This window comes from Pseudomonas sp. FP2338 (assembly GCF_030687515.1).
In the GTDB taxonomy this organism is placed as follows: domain Bacteria; phylum Pseudomonadota; class Gammaproteobacteria; order Pseudomonadales; family Pseudomonadaceae; genus Aquipseudomonas; species Aquipseudomonas salomonii.
On record NZ_CP117436.1, the window covers coordinates 4,414,222 to 4,440,584 of the forward strand.

The 26,363-nt window shown below is 60.4% G+C and carries 30 protein-coding genes and 1 pseudogene; 20 read left to right on the forward strand and 11 right to left on the reverse strand.

The window, feature by feature from the left end:
• Positions 1–319 precede the first annotated feature (319 nt).
• The gene (locus PSH96_RS19885; protein ID WP_016970113.1) at positions 320–598 is read left to right on the forward strand and encodes a DUF3509 domain-containing protein; all 279 of its coding nucleotides are present in this window, start codon (positions 320–322) and stop codon (positions 596–598) included.
• 62 nt (positions 599–660) lie between these two features.
• On the opposite strand, the gene PSH96_RS19890 is transcribed toward PSH96_RS19885, so the two are convergent.
• From PSH96_RS19890 to aroC, 4 genes are all read right to left on the reverse strand, one after another.
• Positions 661–930, reverse strand: a complete 270-nt coding sequence (locus PSH96_RS19890; protein ID WP_017137824.1) for a response regulator transcription factor — start codon at positions 928–930, stop codon at positions 661–663.
• Between the two features lie 208 nt (positions 931–1,138).
• Complete coding sequence (locus PSH96_RS19895) at positions 1,139–1,669, reverse strand: acireductone dioxygenase (protein WP_305454522.1); 531 nt, start codon at positions 1,667–1,669, stop codon at positions 1,139–1,141.
• A complete protein-coding gene (locus tag PSH96_RS19900; RefSeq protein ID WP_305454524.1) occupies positions 1,666–2,829 on the reverse strand; it encodes an MFS transporter in 1,164 nt (387 codons plus the stop codon). Before PSH96_RS19900 ends, PSH96_RS19895 begins: the two co-directional genes overlap by 4 nt.
• Positions 2,830–2,917: 88 nt before the next feature.
• Positions 2,918–4,009: a chorismate synthase gene (gene aroC, locus PSH96_RS19905; RefSeq protein WP_305454526.1), complete on the reverse strand. Its 1,092-nt coding sequence runs from the start codon at positions 4,007–4,009 to the stop codon at positions 2,918–2,920.
• 143 nt (positions 4,010–4,152) lie between these two features.
• Here aroC and PSH96_RS19910 point away from each other — a divergent pair, with 143 nt between their 5' ends.
• Positions 4,153–5,115 (forward strand): alpha/beta hydrolase, encoded by a 963-nt coding sequence (locus PSH96_RS19910; protein ID WP_305454527.1) that lies wholly within the window; start codon positions 4,153–4,155, stop codon positions 5,113–5,115.
• Positions 5,116–5,214: 99 nt separating this feature from the next.
• A complete protein-coding gene (locus PSH96_RS19915) occupies positions 5,215–6,021 on the forward strand; it encodes a hypothetical protein (protein WP_305454530.1) in 807 nt (268 codons plus the stop codon).
• A gap of 151 nt (positions 6,022–6,172) precedes the next feature.
• Here the strand turns inward: PSH96_RS19915 and prmB are convergent, their stop codons facing one another.
• A complete protein-coding gene (prmB, locus tag PSH96_RS19920) occupies positions 6,173–7,081 on the reverse strand; it encodes a 50S ribosomal protein L3 N(5)-glutamine methyltransferase (protein ID WP_058420625.1) in 909 nt (302 codons plus the stop codon).
• 240 nt (positions 7,082–7,321) lie between these two features.
• Here prmB and PSH96_RS19925 point away from each other — a divergent pair, with 240 nt between their 5' ends.
• From PSH96_RS19925 to PSH96_RS19945, 5 genes are all read left to right on the forward strand, one after another.
• Positions 7,322–7,912 carry a cysteine hydrolase family protein gene (locus PSH96_RS19925; RefSeq protein ID WP_305454533.1) on the forward strand — a complete coding sequence of 197 codons (591 nt, stop codon included), beginning with the start codon at positions 7,322–7,324 and terminating at the stop codon, positions 7,910–7,912.
• Positions 7,913–8,048: 136 nt separating this feature from the next.
• Entirely contained in the window at positions 8,049–8,369 is a 321-nt protein-coding gene (locus PSH96_RS19930) for a hypothetical protein (protein WP_056861118.1), read from the forward strand.
• Positions 8,370–8,444: 75 nt separating this feature from the next.
• Complete coding sequence (locus tag PSH96_RS19935) at positions 8,445–9,002, forward strand: Smr/MutS family protein (RefSeq protein WP_305454536.1); 558 nt, start codon at positions 8,445–8,447, stop codon at positions 9,000–9,002.
• Between the two features lie 78 nt (positions 9,003–9,080).
• A complete protein-coding gene (gene folE / locus PSH96_RS19940) occupies positions 9,081–9,626 on the forward strand; it encodes a GTP cyclohydrolase I FolE (protein ID WP_003442011.1) in 546 nt (181 codons plus the stop codon).
• Positions 9,627–9,727: 101 nt separating this feature from the next.
• Complete coding sequence (locus PSH96_RS19945; RefSeq protein ID WP_305454538.1) at positions 9,728–10,099, forward strand: glutathione S-transferase N-terminal domain-containing protein; 372 nt, start codon at positions 9,728–9,730, stop codon at positions 10,097–10,099.
• Between the two features lie 106 nt (positions 10,100–10,205).
• Here PSH96_RS19945 and PSH96_RS19950 read toward each other — a convergent pair whose 3' ends face one another.
• From PSH96_RS19950 to PSH96_RS19960, 3 genes are read right to left on the reverse strand one after another with little or no spacing between them, the layout of a single operon-like run.
• On the reverse strand, positions 10,206–10,526 hold the full coding sequence (locus PSH96_RS19950; protein WP_305454541.1) for a hypothetical protein: 321 nt from the start codon (positions 10,524–10,526) through the stop codon (positions 10,206–10,208).
• Entirely contained in the window at positions 10,523–11,845 is a 1,323-nt protein-coding gene (locus PSH96_RS19955) for an acyclic terpene utilization AtuA family protein (protein ID WP_305454543.1), read from the reverse strand. Before PSH96_RS19955 ends, PSH96_RS19950 begins: the two co-directional genes overlap by 4 nt.
• Position 11,846: 1 nt before the next feature.
• Complete coding sequence (locus PSH96_RS19960) at positions 11,847–13,139, reverse strand: CitMHS family transporter (protein ID WP_138814543.1); 1,293 nt, start codon at positions 13,137–13,139, stop codon at positions 11,847–11,849.
• Between the two features lie 111 nt (positions 13,140–13,250).
• Between PSH96_RS19960 and PSH96_RS19965 the strand changes: the two genes are divergently transcribed.
• Complete coding sequence (locus PSH96_RS19965; RefSeq protein ID WP_305454545.1) at positions 13,251–14,147, forward strand: LysR family transcriptional regulator; 897 nt, start codon at positions 13,251–13,253, stop codon at positions 14,145–14,147.
• Between the two features lie 69 nt (positions 14,148–14,216).
• On the opposite strand, the gene PSH96_RS19970 is transcribed toward PSH96_RS19965, so the two are convergent.
• Together PSH96_RS19970 and PSH96_RS19975 are read right to left on the reverse strand one after the other, a co-directional pair.
• Entirely contained in the window at positions 14,217–14,819 is a 603-nt protein-coding gene (locus tag PSH96_RS19970) for a glutathione S-transferase family protein (RefSeq protein ID WP_056861112.1), read from the reverse strand.
• Between the two features lie 10 nt (positions 14,820–14,829).
• The gene (locus PSH96_RS19975) at positions 14,830–15,996 is read right to left on the reverse strand and encodes a PLP-dependent aminotransferase family protein (RefSeq protein WP_305454547.1); all 1,167 of its coding nucleotides are present in this window, start codon (positions 15,994–15,996) and stop codon (positions 14,830–14,832) included.
• Positions 15,997–16,077: 81 nt separating this feature from the next.
• On the opposite strand from PSH96_RS19975, the gene PSH96_RS19980 reads away from it, so the two are divergent.
• The 3 genes from PSH96_RS19980 to PSH96_RS19990 all read left to right on the forward strand — a co-directional run bounded on the left by PSH96_RS19980 (position 16,078) and on the right by PSH96_RS19990 (position 18,812).
• Positions 16,078–16,512, forward strand: a complete 435-nt coding sequence (locus PSH96_RS19980; protein ID WP_305454549.1) for a MarR family winged helix-turn-helix transcriptional regulator — start codon at positions 16,078–16,080, stop codon at positions 16,510–16,512.
• Between the two features lie 259 nt (positions 16,513–16,771).
• Positions 16,772–18,118, forward strand: a complete 1,347-nt coding sequence (locus PSH96_RS19985; protein WP_017137842.1) for an NCS2 family permease — start codon at positions 16,772–16,774, stop codon at positions 18,116–18,118.
• A gap of 67 nt (positions 18,119–18,185) precedes the next feature.
• Entirely contained in the window at positions 18,186–18,812 is a 627-nt protein-coding gene (locus tag PSH96_RS19990) for a LysE family translocator (RefSeq protein ID WP_305454552.1), read from the forward strand.
• 373 nt (positions 18,813–19,185) lie between these two features.
• On the opposite strand, the gene uraH is transcribed toward PSH96_RS19990, so the two are convergent.
• Positions 19,186–19,539, reverse strand: coding sequence for a hydroxyisourate hydrolase (uraH, locus tag PSH96_RS19995; RefSeq protein ID WP_056861106.1), 354 nt, complete (start codon positions 19,537–19,539; stop codon positions 19,186–19,188).
• A 390-nt stretch (positions 19,540–19,929) separates the two neighbouring features.
• On the opposite strand from uraH, the gene puuE reads away from it, so the two are divergent.
• From puuE to PSH96_RS20030, 8 genes and pseudogenes are all read left to right on the forward strand, one after another.
• Complete coding sequence (gene puuE / locus PSH96_RS20000; protein WP_305454555.1) at positions 19,930–20,856, forward strand: allantoinase PuuE; 927 nt, start codon at positions 19,930–19,932, stop codon at positions 20,854–20,856.
• Positions 20,853–21,368: a 2-oxo-4-hydroxy-4-carboxy-5-ureidoimidazoline decarboxylase gene (gene uraD, locus PSH96_RS20005; protein ID WP_305454558.1), complete on the forward strand. Its 516-nt coding sequence runs from the start codon at positions 20,853–20,855 to the stop codon at positions 21,366–21,368. Before puuE ends, uraD begins: the two co-directional genes overlap by 4 nt.
• Before the next feature lie 41 nt (positions 21,369–21,409).
• Complete coding sequence (gene alc, locus PSH96_RS20010; protein WP_014719294.1) at positions 21,410–22,405, forward strand: allantoicase; 996 nt, start codon at positions 21,410–21,412, stop codon at positions 22,403–22,405.
• An 8-nt stretch (positions 22,406–22,413) separates the two neighbouring features.
• A pseudogene (locus tag PSH96_RS29640) lies at positions 22,414–22,515 on the forward strand (N-acetyltransferase); the annotation flags it as partial.
• 37 nt (positions 22,516–22,552) lie between these two features.
• A complete protein-coding gene (locus PSH96_RS20015; protein WP_048721015.1) occupies positions 22,553–23,056 on the forward strand; it encodes an ureidoglycolate lyase in 504 nt (167 codons plus the stop codon).
• A 51-nt stretch (positions 23,057–23,107) separates the two neighbouring features.
• A complete protein-coding gene (locus PSH96_RS20020) occupies positions 23,108–24,406 on the forward strand; it encodes a urate hydroxylase PuuD (protein ID WP_305454560.1) in 1,299 nt (432 codons plus the stop codon).
• 181 nt (positions 24,407–24,587) lie between these two features.
• Positions 24,588–25,934, forward strand: a complete 1,347-nt coding sequence (locus PSH96_RS20025) for a nucleobase:cation symporter-2 family protein (RefSeq protein WP_305454562.1) — start codon at positions 24,588–24,590, stop codon at positions 25,932–25,934.
• A 53-nt stretch (positions 25,935–25,987) separates the two neighbouring features.
• A complete protein-coding gene (locus PSH96_RS20030; protein WP_305454564.1) occupies positions 25,988–26,356 on the forward strand; it encodes a hypothetical protein in 369 nt (122 codons plus the stop codon).
• The last annotated feature ends 7 nt before the right edge of the window (positions 26,357–26,363 follow it).

Here is a 26,363-nt window from a genome sequence, read left to right on the forward strand (position 1 = left end):
ATGCAGGAAAATACGCCTGCCATTCTTTGACTGTACATGCGGGATTTGAAAAGTTTTGTATCCCGAGTCGGCCTCCACCGAAAAGGAATTTTGCCCAGCCGAGGCGGTCTTTATCCTCGAGGCTGACCTGAAACAGCTGGCGCGAATAACGCAAAATGCAGGATGCACGATGGCCATTCATGCAAATTGCACGAAACCGAAAATCTGTAAAATTTTTAACTGATTGATTTATAACGATTTTTTCAGATATCCAATACTGGCACAATCACTGCACCTATCTCTCCATGCTTGCCAACTTGAGCCAACGGAGCTGATAGACATGAGCCTGATCCAAGATAAATTCGCTTCTGTATTCTCCCAATACGACGTCACCACTCAGCCACGTCCAGACGGCGGTATCCTGCTGACCCTGCGCAACAGCGAAGGCAAACAGGTCAAGCGTTCGATCTCGTATCAACAGCTGCACACCGCTGACCAACTGACCTGGGTGATCAGCGCGATCCGCCGCGACCTGGCCGAACAAGCCAGTGAACTGCCACAGATTTCGATGCTGCAAAGCCAGAACCGCTTTGCCCTGCCGACCTACCATTCGGCATAAACCACCGATAACCAAAAAGGGCCGCGACGCTGATAGGCGTCGCGGCCCTTTTTTGTGTGGCTTCAGCACAAGCCTTGTCGGCTGGCCTCATTCATCGCCTGTACGCGGTTGGTGACTTCCAGCTTGCCGTAGATATTGCGCAGATGGAATTTCACCGTGGCTTCAGAGGTTGCCCGGATCTGACTGATTTCCCAGACGGTCTTGCCTTCCGAGGCCCAGCGCAAAATTTCCAGCTCTGTCGGGGTGAGGGGCTTGCCGCCCAGGCTCAGACGTCTTCTAACGGTCATCGGCGCGTCCACCGGCGTGCGACACGACTGTTCTGGGCCACTCATTGTGCTCTCTCCTTTTGTAGTGGATGCCCTATCACCTTTCGGATTCCTGCTATTGACAGGTGATATAAACATCGAGTCCACAGAGAGTTACATAACGAATGGATTGAAGGCACAGGGCGCAGCAGAAACAGCTACGCCCTACAGATAATCAGGCTTATTCCCACAACAACTTCCAACTTGCCTGGGTTGAACATTTAACTATCTGTGCTTAGTCGTCCAAGCCCGGGAAACCATCGGCAATAGCATCGCCGGTGAGTTGAGGCTCACAGCCTTTAGCTGTATTGAACAAATGCAAGGTGACAAAGTGCGGGTTCTCGCCCATGTCGAACCAATGGGGCATGCCGGCCGGAATCACCAGCAGGTCATTTTTCTCACAACGCACGGCATATACGTAGTCGCCCACGTGCAGGTTGAACAGGCCCTGGCCTGCGACGAAGAAACGCACCTCGTCTTCGCTGTAACGGCACTCATCGAGGAACTGTGCGCGCAGTGCAGCGTTCTGTAGAGGGTCGCCCGCCACCCTGAGCACTTGCACGGCGGCGTAGCCAAGGGCATCAATCTGCGCTTGGTACGCGGCGATGATAGCTGCGTCACTGGCGCCCTTCTCAATCGGCACCGGCTGCCAGCGCGCAAAGCGCACACCGTGGTCGGCCAGCGTCGAGACGATATCGTCGAAATGGGTCAGGACCTTGTTCGGGGTATCCGGTGTGGCGGCAGCGTAAACAGCGACATAACTCATTGCTCGGTTCCTGTAGTCGGTTCTTGCAATCGAAGGCCAATGATAATGGCAGCGGCCAGGGCGGCGACGCTGGCGATGCTGAAGGTCAGAGTCGGGCCCAACAGGTTCCAGCTGTAACCGGCGTAGAGGGCGCCCAACGCGCCCCCGGTGCCGGCCAGCGCGGCATACAGCGCCTGGCCCTGGCCTTGTTGTCTGGCGCCGAAGCTGCGTTGCACAAAGGCAATGGCGGCCGCATGAAAGCTGGCGAACGTAGCGGCGTGCAGCACCTGCGCCAGCAGCAATACCCAGAAGATTTCGGCGAATGACCCCAGCAGCAACCAGCGGATAGCCGCCAACACAAAACTGGCCAGCAGCACCCGTCGCACCGAAAAACGCGTGAGGATGCGGCTCATGGCCAGGAACATCAGCACCTCCGCGACCACGCCCAGCGCCCACAGCAGGCCGATCACGCCACGGCTATAACCCAAATGTTCAAGGTGCAGGGTCAGGAAGGTGTAATACGGGCCATGGCTCATTTGCATCAAGGCCACGCAGGCATAAAACGCCAGTACGCCGGGGCTGCGCAGTTGCTTGAAAAAACCGTCACCGGCCAGGCGGTTGCCCTGCACGGCGGGCTGCGCGTTCGGCACCCACAGGCTGGCGCCAATAATGCCGGCCATGATCACCACGACCACCACCGGGTAAATGTCCAGGCTCAGCCCGTCGAACAGGCGGCCCATGATCACCACGGTGAGGATAAAACCGATGGAGCCCCACAGGCGGATCTGGCTGTAACGTGCGGCCTGCTTTTGCAGGTGCGCAAGGGTGATCACTTCAAACTGCGGCAACACTGCGTGCCAGAAGAACGCATGCAACGCCATCACCAGGGCCAGCCAGGCGTAGGTTTTGCTGAAGAAGATCAGCGAGAAACTCGCCAGGGTGCACACCGCGCCAAAGCGCACGATGGCCAGGCGCCGACCGGTGTAGTCGCCGAGCCAGCCCCACAGGTTGGGCGCCACGCAGCGCATCAGCATGGGGATGGCCACCAGCTCGCCGATACGCGCGCTGGAGAACCCCAGGTGGTCGAAGTACAGCGCCAGGAACGGCGCCGTCGCCCCGAGCAGGGCGAAGTAGAAGAGGTAGAAGCTGGAGAGGCGCCAGTATGGGAGGCTTTGCGTCATATTGTGGGGGGCTGCTGCGCAGCCCAGCGGGACGGTGCGACGATTCGACAAGCTCCCTCGCCACAGCAAGCTCGCTCGCCACACACCGTCACAGCTGGCCCAACACCGGCGTAGTCACCTGCACATCGGCATTTTGCCCACGGTTGCGCAGCAGGTGGTCCATCAGCACGATGGCCATCATTGCCTCGGCAATCGGTGTGGCGCGGATGCCCACGCATGGGTCGTGGCGGCCCTTGGTGATCACGTCCACCGGGTTGCCGTGCACATCGATCGAACGACCCGGCGTGGTAATGCTCGACGTGGCCTTGAGCGCCAGGTGCGCAACAATCGGCTGGCCGGAGGAGATGCCGCCGAGAATGCCGCCCGCGTTGTTGCTGAGGAAACCTTGCGGGGTCATCTCATCGCGATGCTCGGTGCCGCGCTGGGCGACACAGGCGAAACCGGCGCCGATTTCCACGCCCTTGACCGCATTGATGCTCATCAGCGCGTGGGCCAGTTCGGCGTCGAGGCGGTCGAAGATCGGCTCGCCCAGGCCGGGTTTGACGCCTTCGGCGACCACGGTGATCCTGGCACCCACCGAGTCCTGATCGCGGCGCAACTGGTCCATGTAGGCTTCCAGTTCCGGCACCTTGTCCGGGTCGGGGCTGAAGAAGGCGTTGTCGTCGACGCTGTCCCAGGTCTTGAACGGGATTTCAATCGGGCCCAACTGGCTCATGTAGCCGCGGATCACGATGCCCTGGGTGGCCAGGTATTTCTTGGCGATGGCACCTGCGGCCACGCGCATGGCGGTTTCGCGCGCCGAGCTGCGGCCACCGCCACGGTAGTCGCGCTCACCGTATTTGTGGTGGTAGGTGTAGTCGGCGTGGGCCGGACGAAACAGGTCCTTGATCGCCGAGTAGTCCTTGGACTTCTGGTCGGTGTTGCGAATCAACAGGCCGATGGCGCAGCCGGTGGTGCGGCCTTCAAACACGCCGGAAAGGATCTCGACTTCGTCGGGCTCCTGGCGCTGGGTGGTGTGGCGGCTGGTGCCGGGCTTGCGGCGGTCGAGGTCACGCTGCAGGTCTTCCAGAGACAACTCGAGGCCTGGCGGGCAGCCGTCGACAATGGCGACCAACGCCGGGCCATGGCTTTCGCCCGCGGTGGTGACAGTGAACAGCTTGCCGAAGGTATTGCCGGACATGCAGGGCGCTCCGTGAAATCAGTTGAATCAACTCAACCGTAATAACTTAAGGCGGCCAGTATACGCAGGCTAACCGACTAGTTCATCCTCGAAACCTTACCGGTAGACGTTGGTCCAACCGGCACCTTCCTGATGATGGCGCGATGATGCTGCGAGTTTTGCTTTTGACCCTTACCCTGTTTTCCAGCCTTGGCTTCGCCGCCTCCCCTGTTGTGCTGCAACGGCCGATCAGCCTGGACACCGGCAGCGGCGAGTTGTTTGGTTCGCTCCTGCTGCCCAAATCCGACAAACCCGTGCCCGTGGTGCTGATCATCGCCGGCTCCGGCCCTACCGATCGCAATGGCAACAGCGCCGATGGCGCGCGCAACGACAGCCTCAAGCGCCTGGCCTGGGTGCTGGCGCGCAACAACATCGCCAGTGTGCGCTACGACAAACGCGGCGTGGCCGCGAGCCTGGCCGCCACACCCGACGAACGCAACCTCAGCCTGGATGCCTATGTGGCCGATGCCGTAGCCTGGGGCAAGCTGCTCAAGGCCGACCGCCGCATGGGCCGGTTGATCGTGCTGGGCCATAGCGAAGGTGCGCTGGTGGCCGCCCTGGCCGCGCCGCAACTCGACCCGGCCGGGGTTATTTCGCTGTCCGGCAGTGCCCGGCCAGTGGACCAGGTGATCCGCCAGCAACTGGCCGATCACCTGCCGCCGGCCCTGTTGTTGCGCAGTAATGAAATCCTCGACCACCTCAAGGCCGGCCAGGTGGACGCCGATGTGCCGCGACCGCTTGAAGGGATCTTCCGCCCCAGCGTGCAGCCTTACCTGATCAGCCTGTTTCGCGCCGACCCATCGGCCGCCTTCGCCAAACTGACGATGCCGGCGTTGATCATCCAGGGCACCAACGATATCCAGGTGGGCGTAGCGGATGCCCAGCAGTTGCAAGCGGCCAAGCCGGACGCACAACTGAGCGTGATTCAAGGCATGAACCACGTGATGCGCATCGTGCCCAAGGGCGTGAAGGAACAGCTGGAGTCGTACAACGACCCGAAACTGCCCCTCGCCGCCGAACTGGGCCAACGTATCGTGCGCTTTATCGACGGACTTCAACCCCGTTAAGCGACTATTTGCCTCCAGTCCTGAATAAAACGGCCGATAAGCCCAGAGTCGACAGTAAAAAGACTGTCGACTCGCAGGGCTTGGACAGGATCGCGCCGCATGACTACCACCGAAGCAACACCCGACTCTACTGCCGACAACCCGGCTGAAAAAACCGAGGCTGTCGAGGCCGCGCCACTGCCGTGGGCGGACGTCCAGGCCGAACACTTCAAGATGCTGCGCCTGGCGCCCCTGGCCACCGATCGCGCCACCGGCGCCCGGCCGCTGCGGTTTGTGCAGTTCGGCTATACCGAGCGCCATGACAAGAAGCACAGCCTGTTGCGCATGGTGATCCAGCTGCCGGGCCAGCGTGTGCGCCGCGAGCAGAATCACCTGGATATCTGGGTCGACCACGAAACGCACCGTGTGCACTTCGGCCCGGGCAACAGCCTGGAAATCGAACCGGCCAACCGGGGCCTGGGACGCTTTCTGGTCGCACAGGGCGCCGCGTGGGCAAAAAAGAAGTGGTCACATTACCGCGTCGACGGCGTGGACCTCGCCAACAAGGATGCACTCAATGAAGCCACGCGCCTGCGCCGCGATCACTTCCTGCGCATCCAGGGTTTTGATGTGGCCTACGCCGATGTGCAGCACCTCAAAGGCAACGTGCAGCCTGGCAAAGTCAGTGAAGTGCTGGACAGCTGGAACACCGAGAAGGTGCAGTACGTAGAAATCCTTGAGGCGGCGCAAATGCTGCAACAGGCCGAGCATAATCTGGCCGAGCAGGAAGTGAAGCTGCGCAAGGAAGAAGAAAAGGTCACCAAGTTCAAGCGCGAGGACAGTGGGTTGCGCTTTACCATTACCTGCCTGGTGGCGTTTACGGTGTTTCAGGCCGGGTTGTTGATCTGGATTGCCACCCACCGCTGAAAGATTGGAATGTATTCAAAATGTGGGAGCTGGCTTGTCGAATCGTCGCACCGCTGCGATGGCATCAACTCGGTGTGCCTGATGTACCGAGGTGTCTGCATCGCAGGCAAGCCAGCTCCCACACTGACCGCGTTCCTATTGTGGAATGAAGTTAAACCCGCGCCGCAAACACCGCCTGATGCGCCCGGCACTGCTCAGCCGTCAGCATGAACACACCATGCCCGCCGCGCTGGAAGTCCAGCCAGGCAAAGTCGACTTCCGGGTACAGCGCTTCGACGTGCACCTGGCTGTTGCCGACTTCAACAATCAGCAAGCCCTTCTCGGTCAGGTGGTCGGCGGCCTCGGCCAGCATGCGCCGCACCAGGTTCAAACCATCGTCGCCGCAGGCCAGGCCCAGTTCCGGTTCGTGCTGGTATTCGTCCGGCATGTCGGCGAAGTCTTCAGCGTCTACATACGGCGGGTTAGACACGATCAAGTCAAAACGCTGGCCCGGCAGACCGTCGAAACCGTCGCCCTGCACGGTGTAGACGCGCTCATCAACACCATGACGCTCAATGTTCTGATTAGCCACTTCCAGCGCTTCGAAGGACAAGTCGCCCAGCACCACTTCAGCGTCCTGGAACTCGTAGGCACAGGCGATGCCGATGCAACCGGAGCCGGTGCACAGGTCGAGAATGCGCGCCGGCGGTTGGGCCAGCCACGGCTCGAAGCGGTTTTCGATCAACTCGCCGATCGGTGAACGCGGGATCAACACGCGCTCGTCGACGATAAACGACATGCCGCAGAACCAGGCTTCCTTCAACAGGTAGGCAGTCGGAACACGCTCGTGGATACGCTTGTGCAGCAAGCGCTGCACGTGGGCGACTTCCTCTTCTTCCAGGTTGCAGTCCAGGTAGCTGTCGGCAATTTCCCATGGCAGATGCAAGGCGCCGAGCACCAATTGCCGGGCTTCGTCCCAGGCGTTGTCGGTGCCATGCCCGAAAAACAGGTCTTCCCCATGGAAACGGCTGACAGCCCAACGGATGTGGTCGCGCAACGTGCGCAGGCGAGAGGTAATCACGGGGGCAAGCTCCTGGAAAAAACGACTGGCGATTCTAACAGCCTTCGCCTGTACCGACGATGTACGAAACCCCTTCACCATCCGTCGGATTTCATTCAAATTGCCATCATTGCGCTAAACAAGCCCACCTCTTGACATGGCTGCACGTCAACAACGGCGTACCTTACGATGGTAGCGATTCACAGAACCGCTCAGCCAGTGGACAATGTGACAAAAGCCCCACTCACAGGAGCCCCCAGAATGTCCGTTCCAAAGACGATGTTTCAACTCAGCGGTCGCGGTTACGCAGCAGCCAACCTGAACCATGCGACCCTCGTGATCATCGACGCCCAGAAGGAATACCTCAGCGGCCCACTCGCCCTGTCCGGCATGGGCGCGGCAGTCGACAATATCAAGCAGTTGGTCGCGGCAGCACGCAACGCCGGGCGACCGATCGTGCATGTGCGTCACCTTGGCACCGTCGGTGGCCTGTTCGACCCGCAAGGCGAGCGCGGTGAGTTCATTCCTGGCCTGGAACCCCAAGGCGATGAAACCATCATCGGCAAATTGCTGCCGAGCGCGTTCCACGGCACGGGCCTGGAGAAACACCTGCAAGACCTCGGCTCCCTGGACTTGATCGTCTGCGGTTTCATGAGCCACTCCAGCGTCAGCACCACGGTGCGTGCCGCCAAGAACCTGGGCTTTCGCTGCACCCTGGTGGAAGACGCCTGCGCCACCCGTGACCTGCCTTACAAAGGTGGGATCCTGAGCGCCGAACACGTGCAGCACACCGAGATGGCCATCATGGCTGACAACTTCGCCACCCTCGCGTTGACCAAAGATCTGATCTGATCGCCCTTGAGATGAGCGGCGCATTTATTGCCCCGCTCATCCGCAAAGCCCTCTCATTTGGCGCATTTACCGCTGCTGTCGGAACAACCTGTGTATCTTCCGGTCGAAGGGCCGATACCCTGGAGGAAAGGTCGGAATGAAGATATCCGATGGTTTTGACGCTCGTCGCTTGCGCCCCAAGGGCCCGAGCAATTGGCGTCTGCGCCTGGTAGCCGGCTTTGCCGCGTTGCTGGCCATTGTAGGTTTGCTGTTGGCCGGCGCTGGTGGCGCCGGCCTGTTTGGTCACTCGCCGGCCCTTGGCGAGTTGAATGCCAGCCCCGGTGGCTCAGCTATCCTGTTGGTGATCGGGCTGCTGGTGCTGTGGTTGGGCGTGTGGTTGTGGCGTCGCAGCCGTCGGAAAATGCGTCAGCCACTGTCATTGAACATCGCTTCGCACCTGATGAAAAAGCACGACTGATGGCGCTTGGATAGCGTTTCCTGCGCCCTGGCCGCCGCGATTTAGGTAAACTGCCCGCCCTTCGCGGAGGCTGACATGCAAGACGACGATTTTTCCCTGTTCAAAAACGAGCTGCGCGGCGTCAAGCCGATCAAGCATGATCGTGCCGACACCGGCAAACCCAAGGCCGACCGGGCGCAGATCGCCAAGCTGCGCCAGGCCGCGACCGTACGCACCGACGCCACCACCGTGGACGGCCTGTCGGACCAGTTCGTGATCGATGTAGGCCCGGAAGATGAGCTGATGTGGGCCCGCGACGGCGTGCAGGAAAGCCAGATGCGCAAGCTCAAGATCGGCCAGATCCCGTTCGAAGGCAGCCTCGACCTGCACGGCATGAACGTGGAAAAAGCCCGCGAAACCCTCTGGGCCTTCCTGGCCGAAGCGACCAAATTCGAAATCCGCTGCGTGCGCGTCACCCACGGCAAGGCCGTGCGCCTGGACGGCAAGCGCCCCATGATCAAGAGCCACGTCAATACCTGGCTGCGCCAGCATGCCCAGGTACTCGGTTTTACCTCCTGCCAGGCCCGCCACGGCGGCGCCGGTGCGGTGTATGTGATGCTCAAGCGCAACATGATGGAAGGGCGTGACGAATAACAAGTGCCATCGTCAGGCTTGCAGCGATGTGTCCGCCACCGTAACCTTGCGCTTTGCGAAAATCCCACAGGTAGTTTCATGTCCCTGGAACAGAATTACACGGCGATCCTCGGCCAGCTCGGCGAGGACGTTTCCCGCGAGGGCCTGCTCGACACGCCAAAGCGTGCCGCCAAGGCGATGCAGTACCTTTGCCGCGGCTATGAACAGACGCTGGAAGAAGTCACCAACGGTGCCTTGTTCAGCTCCGACAACAGCGAAATGGTGTTGGTCAAGGACATCGAGTTGTACTCGCTGTGCGAACACCACCTGCTGCCGTTTATCGGCAAGGCGCATGTGGCGTATATCCCAAGCGGCAAAGTGCTGGGCCTGTCGAAGGTTGCGCGGATTGTCGACATGTATGCGCGCCGCCTGCAGATCCAGGAAAACCTCAGCCGCCAGATCGCCGATGCGGTGATGCAAGTGACTGGCGCCCTGGGCGTGGCGGTGGTGATCGAAGCCAAGCACATGTGCATGATGATGCGCGGTGTGGAGAAACAGAATTCGTCGATGATCACTTCGGTGATGCTGGGTGAGTTCCGCGAAAACGCGGCCACCCGCAGCGAATTCCTCAGCCTGATCAAGTAACAGGCTGTGTAAGGAAAAGCCGGCGTTCATCGCCGGTTTTTTTTCGCCTGCGAAATTCAGGTAAGCTGCGGCCCCTTCTTCATGGGCAAGAGGTTTCAGCCATGTTCGTCAAAGCACTTCGAGTGGGTCTCGGCCAAATCATCATCGCGGGTGACTTCCTGACTCGCCCACGCAAAAAGCAGCGTTGCGCCGAGCAACAGGCTCAGGTGAATGCGGCGGCCAAGGAGCTGACGCTGTACCAGTTCCACGCCTGCCCGTTTTGCGTGAAGACTCGCCGCACCCTGCACCGCCTGAATGTGCCGGTGGCGCTCAAGGACGCGAAAAACAACGAACAGGACCGCCAGACTCTGCTGGAGCAAGGCGGCAAGATCAAAGTGCCGTGCCTGCGTATTGAAGAGAATGGCCAGACCACCTGGATGTACGATTCCAAGGTGATCATTGATTATTTGGACAAGCGGTTTGCCGCGGTCTGACGGCGATAGGAAATCCAATGTGGGAGCTGGCTTGCCTGCGATGCAGACACCTCGGTTTATCTATGAGCCCGAGTTGATGCTATCGCAGGCAAGCCAGCTCCCACATTTATTTGTGTATTACCAAGTCCAGATCCAATAAGGCCGAGCCCAGGCACTTGCCATGGGCGTCCAGCGCCAGTGAACGAGTGACGCCGCCGCGCAGGATCCCCGGCAGTACAAAATTCAGCGCCTGCACGTTGGGCAATTCATAACGCCGCACCGGCGCCGCATCCGGCTCACGCAAGCCGGCAAAAAACTCAGCGACGCGCTCGGGCGTGAGCTGCTCGCACAGCAGCGGATAATCCTCTGCGCGGTAGGCGATGATCGAGATGTTCGAGGTGTCGCCCTTATCGCCGGTACGGGAATGGGCCAGTGTGTGCAGTTTCATGCTTCGATCCTCGGGTTGACCGCGCTACGCGGCAGCAGCAAGGAGGCCACTGCCACCACCTGGCGCACGCTTTTACTCGCCCCGCCGCCGCCCGACGGGCCATTGGTGTAGAGGGTTTCCACTTCATTGCCAACCCGCACGGCTTCGCTGCGATCTTCACACCGGGCGGCCACGCGCAAGCGCACTTCCCAGGGTTCGACGTTGCTGCGGGGGCCGTGCAAGGAGTCCATGCCAATCAGCTCGGCGCGTAGGTCTTGCAGCTTCACACCCATGAGTTCCAGGCGCTTGAGTACGATATCCCGCGCCAACTCAGCCCGTGCGACAGCGCCCGGGCCGCCGTAGGACATCTGCCCTTCACCGATCCATCCGTCCAGGTAACCTACGCTGACCTTCAACTGTTCAGGCCGCGCCCGGCCATCGGCGCCTTGAGCACCGACGCGATCCACGCCCTCCTCCACAAAGCTCACGTGGGAAAAGTCTGCCGTCACGTCCGGCGTGAGATAAGCCGCCGGGTCGTGCACTTCGTAGATCATCTGCTCGGTGCACGTCGCACGGCTGACCCGCCCGCCGGTGCCTGCGACCTTGGTGATCACAGCTTCGCCATCGGCATCGATTTCGGCCAACGGGAAACCCAGACGTGCCAGGTCATCCACCTCCTTGAAGCCGGGGTCGGCAAAATAGCCACCGCTGACCTGCCCCGCGCATTCCAGCAAATGCCCGACCAACGTGCCACGCCCCAGGCGCTGCCAGTCGTCCGCAGCCCAGCCGAACTCAAACATCTGCGGCGCCAAAAACAGCGACGGGTCGGCCACGCGCCCGGTGATCACCACATCGGCATCGGCGCGCAAGGCTTCAAGGATGCCGTCGACGCCCAGGTAGGCGTTCGCGGATATCAACCGCGCGCCCAAAGAACCAACGGTCTGGCCGTTATCCAGGCGTTGCTCGGGCTGTAAAACATCCAGCACGTCATCGCCCACCACCGCCACGACCTTGAGGTCCTGGCCCAACTCGTTGGCAATGCGCCGTACTTCAACGGCCGCCGCCACCGGATTGGCCGCGCCCATATTGGTAATTACCCGCAGGCGACGGCCGCCTTTTAAACCAACAAACGGCAACACACGGCGCATACGCTCGCTAAGCAGCGGGTCGTAACCCCCTTGTGGATCGTTGATACGCGCCTGTTGCGCCAGGGCAATGGTGCGTTCGGCGAGGCATTCGAACACCAGGTAATCCAGGTCGCCCTGTTCGGCCAGTTCCACGGCAGGCTCGATACGGTCGCCGGAGTAGCCGGCGCCGGAGCCGATGCGCAAGGTTTTCATCTCATATCACTCCCAGGAGCAATGCGGTCAGGGTCATCAACACTGACGCGGCAAACAGAAACGGAATGGTGAAGCGCTGGTGATCGGCCAGTTCGATCTTGCACAGGCCTACCAGCAGGAAGGTCGCGGGCGTCAGCGGGCTCACCGGAAAACCGGTGGTGTGCACACCCAGCAATGAGGCCTGGGCCACTTGCAGCGGGTCGACGCCCAGGGCTTTGCCGACTTCGGCGATCACCGGCATCACGCCGAAATAGTAGGAATCGGGGTCGAACAGCATGCTCAACGGCATGGAAATAAAGCCCACCACTGCCGGGATCAACTTGCCGTGGCCGGCAGGAATCTGCGCCACCGCCACCTCGGCAATCGCCTTGAGCATGCCGGTGCCTTGCATGATGCCGGTGAACACCCCCGCGGCGAGCAGGATACTGGCCATGGTCAGGGCGGTTTTGGCATGGGCATCGATGCGCGCACGTTGGGCGTCCACATTCGGGTAGTTGATGCACAGCGCCACCACGGTGCCAAGCATAAACATCACCACCGGGTCGACCCAGCCGGCAATCATCACCACCATCACCAGCACCGTGAGCAACAGGTTGACCCAGAACAGCCGTGGGCGCCGCAGCTTGATGTCATCGTCGCTGAGCACCCGTTGCGGCACCGCATCCACCGAGGAACCGGCGCCCAGGCCCAGGCGTTTTTCTTCACGACGGCCCAGCCACCAGGCGCAGGCAAACACGAAGACCAGGCCGACGATCTGCACCGGAATCAGCGGCTGGAACAGGTCCGCCACCGGCACATGCAAGGCCGCCGACGAACGCAGCACCGGGCCGGTCCACGGCAGGAAATTGACTCCGGCGGCCATGGCACAGACACACGCAAGGATGCGCTTGTCGATGCCCAGCCGTGTATACAGCGGCAGCATCGCCGGCACCGTCACCAGAAACGTCACCGCCCCGGAGCCGTCCAGGTGCACCAGCAGCGCGAGGGTCGCGGTGCCGACCACAATCCGCGTAGGACGCGTGCCTACGGTGCGCAGGATGCGATCAATGATGGGATCGAGCATGCCGGCGTCGGTCATGATCCCGAAAAACAGAATCGCGAACACAAACATGCCCACCACTGGGGCGACGTTCTTGATTCCGGTAATGATAAAGGCGCTGGTTTGCAGGCCGAAACCGCCGAGCAGTGCGGCAATGATCGGCAAGGCGATCAGCGCCACCAGCGGCGACAGGCGTTTGCTCATGACGGCAGCGAGCAGGCACAGGATGGTAATGACACCCAGGGTAGCGAGCATGGGTTACTCCAGAGCGGCCTTGGTGGCCGGTTATTGTTTTCCCTGGAGTATTGGAAGCGGGTTAGTCTTTGTAAATTGGAATATTCGGCCTGGCACGTTCGGAAAAACAAAATGAAGAACAGCATCCAACACATACAAGCCTTTCTCGCCGTAGCCCGCACCGGCAGTTTCACCAAGGCCGCCAACGAGTTGCACTTGTCGCCCTCAGCCTTGACGGTTCAGGTGCAACAACTCGAAGACTGGCTCGGCGTCGCGCTGCTCGATCGCAGCCCGCGCCACGTAAGCATTACCGCCGCCGGTGAAGACGCGCGCGGCCCCATGGAAAAACTGCTGCTGGACCTGGACAACATCGTCACCGGCTCCCGTGACCTCGCCGCCTTGCGCCGTGGCGTGGTCAGCATCGCCGCGCTGCCCTCGGTGTGCGCCGGCGCCCTGCCACCGGCTTTGCGCCTGTTTCGCGAGCGTTTTGCCGGCATCGAAGTGCGATTGCATGACCTGGTGGCCCATCGTATTCATGCGCAGGTACGTGAAGGCGTGGTGGATTTCGGCATCGGCGTGCGTGCCCGGCTGAGCCACGGCCTGGAATTTTTGCCGGTGCTCAATGATCGGTTGTGTGCGTTTGTGCCACTGGGTCATCCCCTCGCCCACCATCGCCGGTTGACTCTGGAGCAATTGGCGGACCAGCCGATCATCCTCACCGGGCGCGACAGCAGTGTGCGTGAGCAGGTGGACGCGTTGTTTGATCAGACGCGGCTGACGATGAATGCCGGCATGGAAGCCAACTACATGTCGACGGTGCTGGCGCTGGTGCGCCAGGGGTTGGGCATCAGTGTGCTGCCGGAGTCGGCGGCGGACAGTTTGGCGGGGTTGAAGCGCATCAATATTGACCATCCCGGCGTGAACCGCGAGATCGGCTTGATCAGTCGCAGCGGGATGGACCTCAGCCCGGCGGCGCAGCGTTGTTTTGAGCTGCTGAGTGTTGAGCTGTCTGGCACAACATCGAACTGAAACTGAACACAGTCAATGTGGGTGCCAGCTCCCACATAAGCCCGCTCCCACATTTTTGACCGCATAAACTCAATCAAGCATCGCTACATGTTTTGGATGGCTCGCCACCCGCGCCAGCCACGCCTGCACACCCGGATAAGCGTCCAGCTCAAACCCACCCTCCTGGGCCACATGGGTATAGGCATACAACGCCACATCGGCGATGGAGAATTGATCGCCCACCAGATACGGAGTCAATTGCAGTTGGCGCTCCATGACTTTGAGCGCCTTGTAGCCACCTTTGTGCAGTTTCTTGTATTCCTCAAGACGGTCTGCGGGCAAGCCCAGGTAAAACTGGATAAACCGCGCCACCGCAATATATGGCTCGTGGCTGTACTGCTCGAAAAACTGCCACTGCAACACTTGTGTGCGCAGGCGTGGCTCGGCTGGCAAAAACTCGCTGCCATCGGCCAGGAAGTTCAGAATCGCGTTGGACTCCCACAGGCAGGTGCCGTCTTCAAGTTCCAGCACCGGGATCTTGCCATTCGGGTTCTTGGCCAGGAACTCGGCGGTCTGGGTGTCGCCCTTGAGGATGTCGACATCGATCCACTGGTACGGGATGCCCAGCAGATTGAGCATCAATTTGACCTTGTAGCAGTTGCCCGACTTGTAATCGCCATAAACCTTGTACATGGGGCTCCCCTTATGCCGCTTGCGCGTGCTGTGCTTGACGGACTACCGCGGCCAGGCGCTTGAGACCTTCGTCCAGGCGGGCCGGGTCGATATGGCTGAAATTGAGGCGCAACGAGCCCAGGTGTTGGTCGGGCTCGGAAAAGAACGGCTCACCGGGCATGAACGCCACGTCCTGAGCCAATGCTTGCGCCAACAAGGTGCGGGTGTCGAGGGGCTGTTTCAAGGTCAGCCAGAAGAATAATCCACCTTGGGGCACTTGCCAGTCGGCCAAGTCGCCAAAGTGTCGCTCCAGCGCCGACTGGAATGCATCGCGGCGCTCGCGGTAAAAACTGCGCAATTGCACCAGATGCTGCTGGTATTGCTCGGTGCCGATCCACTGCATGGCCTGCCACTGGCCAATGCGATTGGTGTGCAGGTCGGCCGATTGCTTGAGCTTGAGCAGGTGTGGGAACAAATCCTCGCTGGCGATCAGGTAACCGACGCGCAACCCCGGCAACAGGGTCTTGGAGACGGTGCCGGTGTAGATCCAGCTGGCTTTTTTCAAGCGCCCAGCAATGGGCTGCGCACTGGCGCCGTCGAATGTCAGCTCGCGGTAGGGCTCGTCTTCGATCAGGGTTACGCCGAATTCATCGAGCAAGGCGGCCACGGCTGCGCGCTTGGCTTCGCTGTAGCGCACGGCCGAAGGGTTCTGGAAGGTCGGGATGAGGTAGATGAACGCCGGGCGATGGCGTTCGAGGCTGGCGCGCAGGCCGGCCAGGTTCGGGCCGTCGGCCTCCAGTTGCACGGTGAGGCAATCGGCGCCGAACAGTTGGAAAATCTGCAAGGCGGCCAGGTAGGTCGGGCCTTCCAGCATGACTTGAGTGCCCTTGTCGATGTACAGCTTGGCTGCCAGGTCGAGGGTTTGCTGGGAGCCGCTGACCACCAGCACCTGGCTGGCCTGGCATGGCACGCCCAGGGCGCGGGCCTCGGCGGCGAGCAGTTCACGCAGTTGCGGCTCGCCTTCGCTCATGCCGTATTGGCCGATGTTCAGTGGCAGGTCATCCCAATTCAGTGCCGGCAACATGGCTTCGGCCGGCAGGCCACCGGCGAACGACATCACGTCAGGGCGCTGAGCTGCCGCGAGGATTTCACGGATCAAGGAGCTTTTGAGGCGCGTAACACGTTCAGAGAAGGCCATAGGGTCACCGGTAGCGAAGTCGGGGGCAAATACGTCAAACTGGTTGACCGAAATTACGACGACTTACATGGATACGTCAATATGCTTGACCTTAAAAACCAGGGCAGCCAGCAACAAGCCATGGAAGCTTTCTTCTTCGGCTACCAGGCCTTTACCGCCAAGGCCGACGAAATGCTCGAGCGCCGAGGCCTGAGCCGTGTGCATCAGCGCATCGTGTTTTTTATCGCGCGTTACCCGGCTTTGAGCGTGAAGGAGCTGCTGGAATTGCTTGGGGTGAGCAAGCAGGCGCTGAACATGCCGCTGCGCCAATTGCAGGAAATGCACCTGGTGGACAGTGTTGCGTCCGAAGCCGACAAGCGTAAACGCCTGTTGGAACTGACCGAAGAAGGCCAGCGTTTTGAGCAGTCGCTGCGCCGCGAGCAAGTGAAGCTGTTGCAGCGTGCGTTCAGTGAAGCCGGTGGAGACGCTGTGGCAGGCTGGCTAGCCGTGAACCAGGCCCTCGCCGGCCAACCTTAACCCTATGCCGAGCGAGCTTGTTGTGGCGAGCAGGCTTGCCCTGCGCAACTCGATAAATCGCGCCGGCATCAGCCTTTCATCCCCTTTCGCAGACAAACTCGAAAACATTATTTGCTTTATTTGTATACAAAAGCATAATTCGCTTCGTGCGAGTTCCTGACCTATTGGTCAACAAAACCCGCCAGTACCTCAAAGCGCTGCTGCCCACCTCTGTGACCGGCGCTGGAAATAACAATAAAACTCTTGAGGAGTACTTGCTGTGGATAGCCAAAAAACCGAAGCCCCCACGCTGGACCTCGCCCCACCGCAAGGCGGCTGGCTGGAACGCCTGTTCAAACTGCGCTTGCATGGCACCACAGTGAGAACCGAACTGATTGCCGGCCTCACCACCTTCATCACCATGGCCTACATCATCTTCGTCAACCCCAACATCATGGCCGACGCCGGTATCGATCACGGCGCAGCGTTCGTCGCCACCTGCATCGCCGCCGCGCTGGGCTGCCTGTTGATGGGGCTGTACGCCAACTGGCCGGTGGGTTTGGCGCCGGGCATGGGCCTGAATGCGTTTTTCACCTACACCGTGGTCGGCACCATGGGCTACCACTGGGAAACCGCGCTGGGCGCAGTGTTTATTTCCGGCGTGCTGTTCATGGGCCTGACGCTGTCGCGCGTGCGTGAATGGCTGCTCAACAGCATCCCCGTGAGCCTGCGCCATGCCATGGGCGCAGGCGTGGGCCTGTTCCTCGGGGTGATCGGCCTGAAGACCGCCGGCATCATCGTCGACAGCCCGGCCACCTTGATCAAGCTCGGTTCGTTGCACGAACCTGCGCCCTTGCTGGCGGCCGTGTGCTTCCTGTTGATCGCGATCCTCAGCTACCACCGGGTGTTCGGCGCGATCCTGATCAGCATCATCGCCGTGACCCTCGCCGGTTGGGGCCTGGGCCTGGTGCACTACAACGGTATTCTCTCCACCCCACCGAGCCTGGCGCCGACCTGGATGGCCATGGACATAAAAGGTGTATTCAATGTCAGCATGATCAGCGTGGTATTTGCCTTTCTATTTGTACACATGTTTGACACCGCAGGTACACTGATGGGCGTCGCGCAACGGGCCGGGCTGGTCAATGCCGATGGCAAGATCGATAACTTGTCCCGCGCGCTGAAGGCCGATAGCGCCTCCAGCGTATTCGGCGCCATGGTCGGTGTGCCGCCGGTGACCAGCTATGTGGAAAGTGCTGCCGGTGTGGCCGCCGGGGGGCGCACCGGGCTGACGGCGGTGACCGTGGGCATTCTGTTTGTCGCGGCGATGTTTTTTGCGCCGCTGGCGGGCATGATTCCGGCGTATGCCACCGCTGGCGCGCTGATTTACGTGGCGATGCTGATGATGGCGAGCATGGCGCATATCAATTGGGATGAGGCCACCGACAGCATTCCGGCGATTGTTACCGCGATCATGATGCCGCTGACGTTTTCGGTTGCCGACGGCATCGCCCTGGGTTTTATCACTTACGTGGCGCTCAAGGCCGGCACCGGCAAGTACCGTGAGATTTCTGTCAGCCTGTGGGTGCTGTGCGCGATCTTTATCGCCAAGTTCATCTTCCTGTAGTACGGGAGCGGCTGAAAAACCGCCTCACCTTCGGGTGGGGCTTTTTGCATATAAGGAAGGAATGTAGATGAACCTGGATACTTGGCTGTTGTTCAGTGGTGCGGCACTGGTGGTGATCCTGATCCCCGGGCCGCTGTCGCTGTTGATGATCAGCAACAGCCTCAACTACGGCCTGCGCCGTTCGTACCCGGCGTTCCTGGGCGGGGTGTTTGCCTCGATCTGCCTGTTGAGCGCCTCGGCTTTGGGCCTGGGTGCGTTATTGCTGGCCTCCGAACAGCTGTTCAGTGCCTTGAAAATCGTCGGCGCGCTGTACCTGTTTTACCTTGCCTGGCAGAGCTGGCAGCAATCACGGCAACCTGCCCACGGCGCCGATGTGCCGCAGACGCCGCCAGTGCCGCGCTTTCGCGCGCTGTTCGGCCGCGCTTTTGTGCTGGGCGCCAGCAACCCCAAGGACATCCTGTTCTTCGCGGCCTTCCTGCCGCAATTTCTCAGCAGCCAGCAGCCGTTCCTGCCGCAACTGCTGATCATGATCGCTACCTGGACGGTGCTCGACTTGCTCTGCAAGCTGGCTTACGGCCTCGGTGCCCATGGAGCCGCGCGTTACCTGCGCAGCGGCGCGGGCCAGAGCTGGTTCAACCGCATCAGTGCCGCACTGTTCGGTGGCGCAGCCACGGCAGCGCTGCTCAAGGGCTGAACGGCGCGACTTTGGCAAAATACACGCTGGCGGGTGCGTCATCAGGCGATTGATTTCATGACTGGGCTGCGAGACCTCGTTAAGCCGTCGGGTCAGAAGCGTGCGAATCGCCGCATCACGCTCCGCGTCCAGGGTTTGCGGGTCATCAAAATCAAGCGCTTGGGCCGCAGCGACCTCAGCGGCCAACCAGGCGGTGTTGTCGGTACTCATGGCAGACTCTTGCGTACAGAAAAGCCGAGCCTAGGCACCTCAGCCGCCCCTGGTGCGTTACATAGTTGGGCGGCCCGTAAGCCATCGGGAATAAAAAAAGCCCGCAGTGTGGGCGGGCAAAAAACCAACGAAGAGCTTTGGGGGTGTGAAGCGAGGTGACGACTCAGCTACCGCGATAGGTGGAGTAGCTGTAAGGCGAAATCAGTAAAGGCACATGGTAGTGATCCTGTTCGGCGCTGATGCCAAAACGCAGCACCACCACGTCGAGGAAGGCCGGCTCCGGCAATTGCACGCCACGGGCGCGGTAGTAGTCGCCGGCGCTGAATTGCAGTTGGTACACACCGCTGCGGTAGTCGTCGCCTTGCAGCAGCGGCGCATCGCAACGGCCGTCGCTGTTGGTGGTGGCGGTGGCCACCCGTTCCAGCTGCGCGCCGTCAACGCGATACAGCTCGACCTGGATATTGCTGCCGGGGCAGCCGTGTGCGGCGTCCAAAACGTGTGTGGTCAAACGTCCCATGGCGTCTACGCGCCTCCTTAAGTCAGTAAAAGATAAACCTGCACTTTTTCAGGGCATCAAAAAAGCTGGCGATGGCTGATTAAGACACTTTTTAAAAAAATTGTACACAATAAAAATCACAAAGTTTTGGATCACCCTGTCGGCATTGCTCGGCGAAGCAATTGGCGAGTAAACCTTGCTTTTAAACGACCTTTTGTCCATTAGCTGACCAACCAGGCAAGTTTCTTGCTACACCCTTTTAACCGAGTGCTGCAGAAAAAATGCAGAAATTCAGGCTTACAAAGTGGCTGATAAGTTGTATACAATCACTCATCGCTGTGACGCCACCCAGTCTTTTCACTGCCCGGCCGCCACACACACTTGCTACCACGAACAAGAAGGAAGACTGCAGTGAGCGCTGACTACCCACGCGACCTGATCGGTTACGGCAGTAACCCTCCTCACCCCCACTGGCCGGGCAAGGCACGCATTGCGCTGTCGTTCGTACTCAACTACGAAGAAGGCGGTGAGCGCAACATTTTGCACGGTGACAAAGAGTCCGAAGCCTTCCTCTCGGAAATGGTCTCGGCCCAGCCGCTGCAAGGCGCACGCAACATGAGCATGGAGTCGCTGTACGAATACGGCAGTCGTGCCGGTGTGTGGCGCATCCTCAAGCTGTTTAAAGAATTCGATATTCCGCTGACCATCTTCGCCGTGGCCATGGCCGCCCAACGCCATCCGGATGTGATTCGCGCGATGGTCGAGGCCGGCCACGAGATCTGCAGCCACGGCTACCGCTGGATCGACTACCAGTACATGGACGAGGCCCAGGAACGCGAGCATATGCTCGAAGCCATCCGCATCCTCACCGAACTGACCGGCGAGCGCCCATTGGGCTGGTACACCGGCCGCACCGGCCCCAACACCCGGCGGCTGGTGATGGAGGAAGGCGGTTTCCTCTACGACTGCGACACCTATGACGACGACCTGCCCTACTGGGAACCCAACAACCCCACCGGCAAGCCGCACCTGGTGATCCCCTACACCCTGGACACCAACGACATGCGCTTCACCCAGGTGCAGGGCTTCAACAAGGGCGATGACTTTTTCGAGTACCTCAAGGACGCGTTCGACGTGCTGTATGCCGAAGGCGCCGAGGCGCCGAAAATGCTTTCCATCGGCCTGCACTGCCGCCTGATCGGCCGTCCTGCGCGCCTGGCGTCGTTGAAGCGCTTTATCGAATACGCCAAAGGTCACGAACAGGTGTGGTTCACCCGCCGCGTTGACATCGCCCGTCACTGGCACGAAACCCACCCGTTCACGGGAGCCGCAAAATGACTGCGTTCCAGACACTCAAACCGTCGACCTTGAGCCGCGACGCATTCGTCAAAGCCTTTGCCGACATCTACGAACACTCGCCATGGGTGGCCGAAAAGGCCTTCGACCTGGGCCAGGACAGCTCGATCGACCAGATCGAAACCCTGCACCAGCGCATGAGCGATATTTTGTTGAGCGCCGATCATGCCAGCCAGCTGGCGCTGATCAATGCTCACCCGGACCTGGCAGGCCGTGCGGCCGTCCAGGGCCAACTCACCCAAGCCAGCACCGATGAGCAAGCTGGCGCGGGGATTCACCAATGCACGGCCGAAGAGTTCTCGCGCTTCACCGAGCTGAACGACGCCTACAAGGCCAAGTTCAAGTTTCCCTTCATCATGGCGGTAAAAGGCAGCAACCGGCACCAGATCCTCGCCGCGTTTGAAACGCGCATTCACAACTCGGCAGACACCGAGTTCAAATGCGCACTGGCAGAGATCAACAAGATCGCGTTGTTCCGTTTACTGACCCTCTAAACGACCATCCCCAGCCACTCTCTTTAAGGCAGACAAGAAGAATGAAAGCTTACGCCGTACCTTTCGAAAAGTTCGTCAACCTGGCCGACGCCCGCCTGGGCACCAAGATCATCTCCGTCACTGATGACTGGTTCGCTGACGCCAACCGCCTGTTCCAGCCGACCCCGGCCGTGTGGAAGGAGGGCGTTTTCGATGACAACGGCAAGTGGATGGACGGCTGGGAGTCACGCCGCAAGCGCTTCGAAGGCTACGACAGCGCGGTGATCCGCCTCGGCGTACCCGGCTCGATCAAGGGCGTGGACATCGACACTTCATTCTTCACCGGCAACTTCCCGCCATCGGCCTCCCTGGAAGCCTGCTTCCTGGCTTCGGGCGAGCCGGACGCCAACACCCAGTGGGTGGAAGTGCTGTCGGCGGTGGAGCTGCAAGGCAACAGCCACCACTACCACGAGATCAACAACGACCAGGCCTTCAGCCACCTGCGTTTCAACATCTACCCGGACGGCGGCGTGGCGCGTCTGCGTGTGTACGGCGTGCCGTTCCGCGACTGGTCCTCGGTGGGCGACAACGAACAGGTCGACCTGGCTGCTGCCCTCAATGGCGGCCGTGCGCTGGCCTGCTCCGATGAGCACTTCGGCCGCATGAGCAACATCCTCAACCCAGGCCGTGGCATCAACATGGGCGATGGCTGGGAAACCGCCCGTCGTCGTACGCCAGGTAATGACTGGGTGATCGTCGCGCTGGGCCATCCCGGCGAGATCGAGAAAATCGTGGTCGACACCCTGCACTTCAAGGGCAACTACCCGGACACCTGCTCGATCCAGGGCGCCTTCGTGAAGGGCGGCACCGACAGCCAGATCGAAACCCAATCGCTGTTCTGGCGCGAGCTGCTGCCGGCGCAGAAACTGGAAATGCACGCTGAACACACGTTTGCCGAGCAGATCAAGGCGCTGGGGCCGATTACCCACATCCGCCTGAATGTGTTCCCGGATGGTGGTGTGAGCCGCCTGCGGGTTTTGGGCAAGGTTTCGAAGTAAGCGGTGCCCCCCTGTGGCGAGGGAGCTTGCTCCCGCTGGGTCGCGAAGCGGCCCCAAAAGATGGGACTGCTACGCAGCCCAGCGGGAGCAAGCTCCCTCGCCACAAAAGCAGAACAAACAACACAGAATCCGGATAAGAAGACAGCCATGCGCACACTGATGATCGAACCCCTGACCAAAGAAGCCTTCGCCCCTTTCGGAGACGTTATCGAAACCGACGGCAGCGATCACTTCATGATCAACAACGGGTCGACCATGCGCTTTCACAAGCTGGCCACGGTAGAAACCGCCCAGCCTGAAGACAACGCGATCATCAGCATCTTCCGCGCCGACGCGCAGGACATGCCGCTGACCGTGTGCATGCTGGAGAGACACCCGCTGGGCAGCCAGGCTTTCATTCCGCTGCTCGGCAACCCCTTTCTGATCGTGGTCGCGCCACTTGGCGATGAACCTGTATCGGGCTTGGTCCGCGCCTTCGTCACCAACGGCAGGCAGGGCATTAATTACCATCGCGGCGTCTGGCACCACCCGGTGCTGACGATCGAAAAGCGGGATGACTTCCTGGTGGTTGATCGCAGTGGCACAGGCAATAACTGCGATGAGCATTTTTTCAAAGAGGATGAGCGGTTGATCCTCGCCCCCCACCAATAAGAGAAGGTCTGATCACCCGACAACAAGGGTGACAGGCGAGAGGTAAAGACTGTGGAAGCACATTTGATGGAATGGCTGAACCTTAGCGTGCGCTGGGTTCACATGATCACTGGCGTCGCGTGGATCGGCGCTTCCTTCTATTTTGTCTGGCTGGAAAACAACCTTAATCGCGTCAACCCCAAAGACGGCCTGGCCGGTGACTTATGGGCGATCCACGGTGGCGGTATTTACCACCTGGAAAAATACAAACTGGCCCCGCCGACCATGCCGGACAACCTGCATTGGTTCAAATGGGAAGCCTACTTCACCTGGATGTCGGGCATCGCGCTGCTGTGCGTAGTGTTCTACGCCAACCCAACCTTGTACCTGCTGGCCCCGGGCAGCAGCCTCAGTGGTCCCGAAGGCGTACTGCTGGGCATTGGCTCACTGTTCGTCGGCTGGTTCATTTACTCCTTCCTGTGCGACTCGGCACTGGGCAAACGCCCTGCCCTGCTCGGCTTTATCCTGTTTGTGCTGTTGATTGCAGCGGCCTACGGCTTCAGCAAGGTGTTCAGTGGCCGTGGCGCCTACCTGCACGTGGGCGCGGTAATCGGCACCATCATGGTCGGCAACGTGTTCCGCATCATCATGCCCGCCCAACGCGCATTGGTGGCGGCCATCGCCGAGAACCGCACACCTGATCCGGCGCTGCCGGCCAAAGGCTTGCTGCGTTCGCGCCACAACAACTACTTCACCTTGCCGGTGCTGTTCATCATGATCAGCAACCACTTCCCGAGCACTTATGGCAGCCAATACAACTGGCTGATCCTGGCCGGGATCGCGGTGGCGGCGGTGTTGGTGCGTCACTACTTCAACACGCGGCATAACAGCCAGAAGTATGCGTGGACCCTGCCGGCAGGCGCCTTGGCGATGATTTGCCTGGCTTACGTGACCGGTCCCAAGCCTGTTTCGACTGCACCGGATGTGGCCAAGACACCCGCGGCCATCGAGTACCAGCCATTGCCGGAAACCGCGTTGGGCGGTGGTTTGAAACCTGCCGCGCCAGCCGCACCCGCTGCAGAACCTGCTGCGGCACCGGCCCAGGCGACGATTGATTTCGACAAGGTGCATGGCGTGATCCAGGAACGCTGCGCCGTGTGCCATTCGGCCAAGCCCACCAGCCCGCTGTTCAGCACCGCCCCAGCCGGCGTGATGTTCGATACCCCGGCGCAGATCCAGCAGCAGGCGGCGCGTATTCAAGCGCAGGCCGTCGCCAGCCAGATCATGCCGCTGGGCAACATAACCCAGATGACCCAGCAGGAGCGTGACTTGATCGGCACCTGGATCAACCAGGGGGCACGCACCAACTGACAGCCTGAGTAACACAAATCCAAAATGTGGGAGCTGGCTTGCCTGCGATAGCGGTGGCCCAGCAACTCATCTACTGGCTGATACACCGCTATCGCAGGCAAGCCAGCTCCCACAGGGATTAGTGGTGATTTACAGAGTGCGTTCCGAACAACACAACAATAAAAAAGATCCGAGGTGTTGCATGACCGAGTTAGTCGAACCGCAGATTCCCGCCGCACCCGCCATGGTGCGGCTGCCCCTCTTGCAACTGATTCTGGTAGGCCTGCAACACGTCTTACTGATGTACGGCGGCGCCGTCGCCGTACCCCTGATCATTGGCCAGGCCGCAGGGCTTAGCCGTGAAGAAATCGCCTTTCTGATCAACGCCGACCTGCTCGTGGCCGGCATTGCCACCATGGTGCAGTCATTCGGCATCGGCCCGGTGGGCATTCGCATGCCGGTGATGATGGGCGCCAGTTTTGCCGCCGTCGGCAGCATGGTGGCCATGGCTGGCATGCCGGGTATCGGCCTGCAGGGCATCTTCGGCGCGACCATCGCTGCCGGTTTTTTCGGCATGCTGATCGCGCCGTTCATGTCCAAGGTCGTGCGGTTTTTCCCGCCGTTGGTAACCGGCACCGTGATCACCGCCATTGGCCTGTCGCTGTTCCCCGTGGCCGTGAACTGGGCCGGCGGCGGCAGTGCAGCCGCCACCTTCGGCTCGCCGGTTTACCTGGCGATTGCCGCACTGGTGCTGGCCACCATCTTGCTGATCAACCGTTTCATGCGCGGCTTCTGGGTGAATATCTCGGTGCTGATCGGCATGGCGCTCGGCTATGGCTTGTGCGGCCTGCTCGGCATGGTCGACCTCAGCGGCCTGGCCCGGGCGCCGTGGGTGCAAGTGGTGACGCCACTGCATTTCGGCATGCCCAAGTTCGAGTTGGCACCGATCCTGTCGATGTGCCTGGTGGTGGTGATCATCTTCGTCGAGTCCACCGGGATGTTCCTGGCGCTGGGCAAGATCACCGGCCAGGAGGTCACGCCAAAGATGCTGCGCCGTGGCTTGCTGTGTGACGCCGGCGCCTCATTCTTCGCCGGTTTCTTCAACACCTTTACCCACTCCTCGTTCGCCCAGAATATCGGCCTGGTGCAGATGACCGGCGTGCGCTGCCGTTCGGTGACGATCATGGCCGGGGCGTTCTTGATTGTGCTCAGCCTGCTGCCCAAAGCGGCCTTTTTAGTAGCATCGATTCCACCGGCAGTATTGGGCGGCGCCGCCATTGCCATGTTCGGCATGGTCGCGGCGACCGGCATCAAGATCCTGCAGGAGGCCGACATTGCCGACCGCCGCAACCAATTGCTGGTGGCGGTCAGCATCGGCATGGGCCTGATCCCGGTGGTGCGTCCGGAGTTCTTCGCACAGTTGCCTTTGTGGATGAGCCCGATTACCCACAGCGGAATCGCCATGGCCACTCTCAGCGCCTTGTCGCTGAACATCCTGTTCAACATCCTCGGCGGTTCGGAACGCCCCGCTGTCGCCCACACGCATTGATATGGCCTGTTAGCAAAAAACAACAAAAATAATAACCAACAGGAAATACCCACATGTCCCCCATTCACCTGGGGCCGGCCACAAGCCGCGCCCCATTCTCGCCCCCTGCGCTCTCTAACAGCGCACTTGAGCCAAGGCCTGGGAGCCAGTATTCTCCGCGCCCGCTCGAATCGACTCAAAAAAAAACAGCGAATGTAAAAGCTGACTGCAGGGCCAACTTATCCTGGCCCAATGTCTGCGGCCAACGTGCAGAAAAAACCTCCGGATTCGACTGCATCAAGTGCAGCCGAAGGCCTTTTATTGGCTTTTTAAACACCTTGGCGCAGCTCTTGCTAAAAGCACTAAAGCTGACCAAACAGACGATTTTTGCAGCGAACCAAAAGGCGCCACACCAGAGCGCCTGCGTAGAAAAACAACCATAAAACTTTG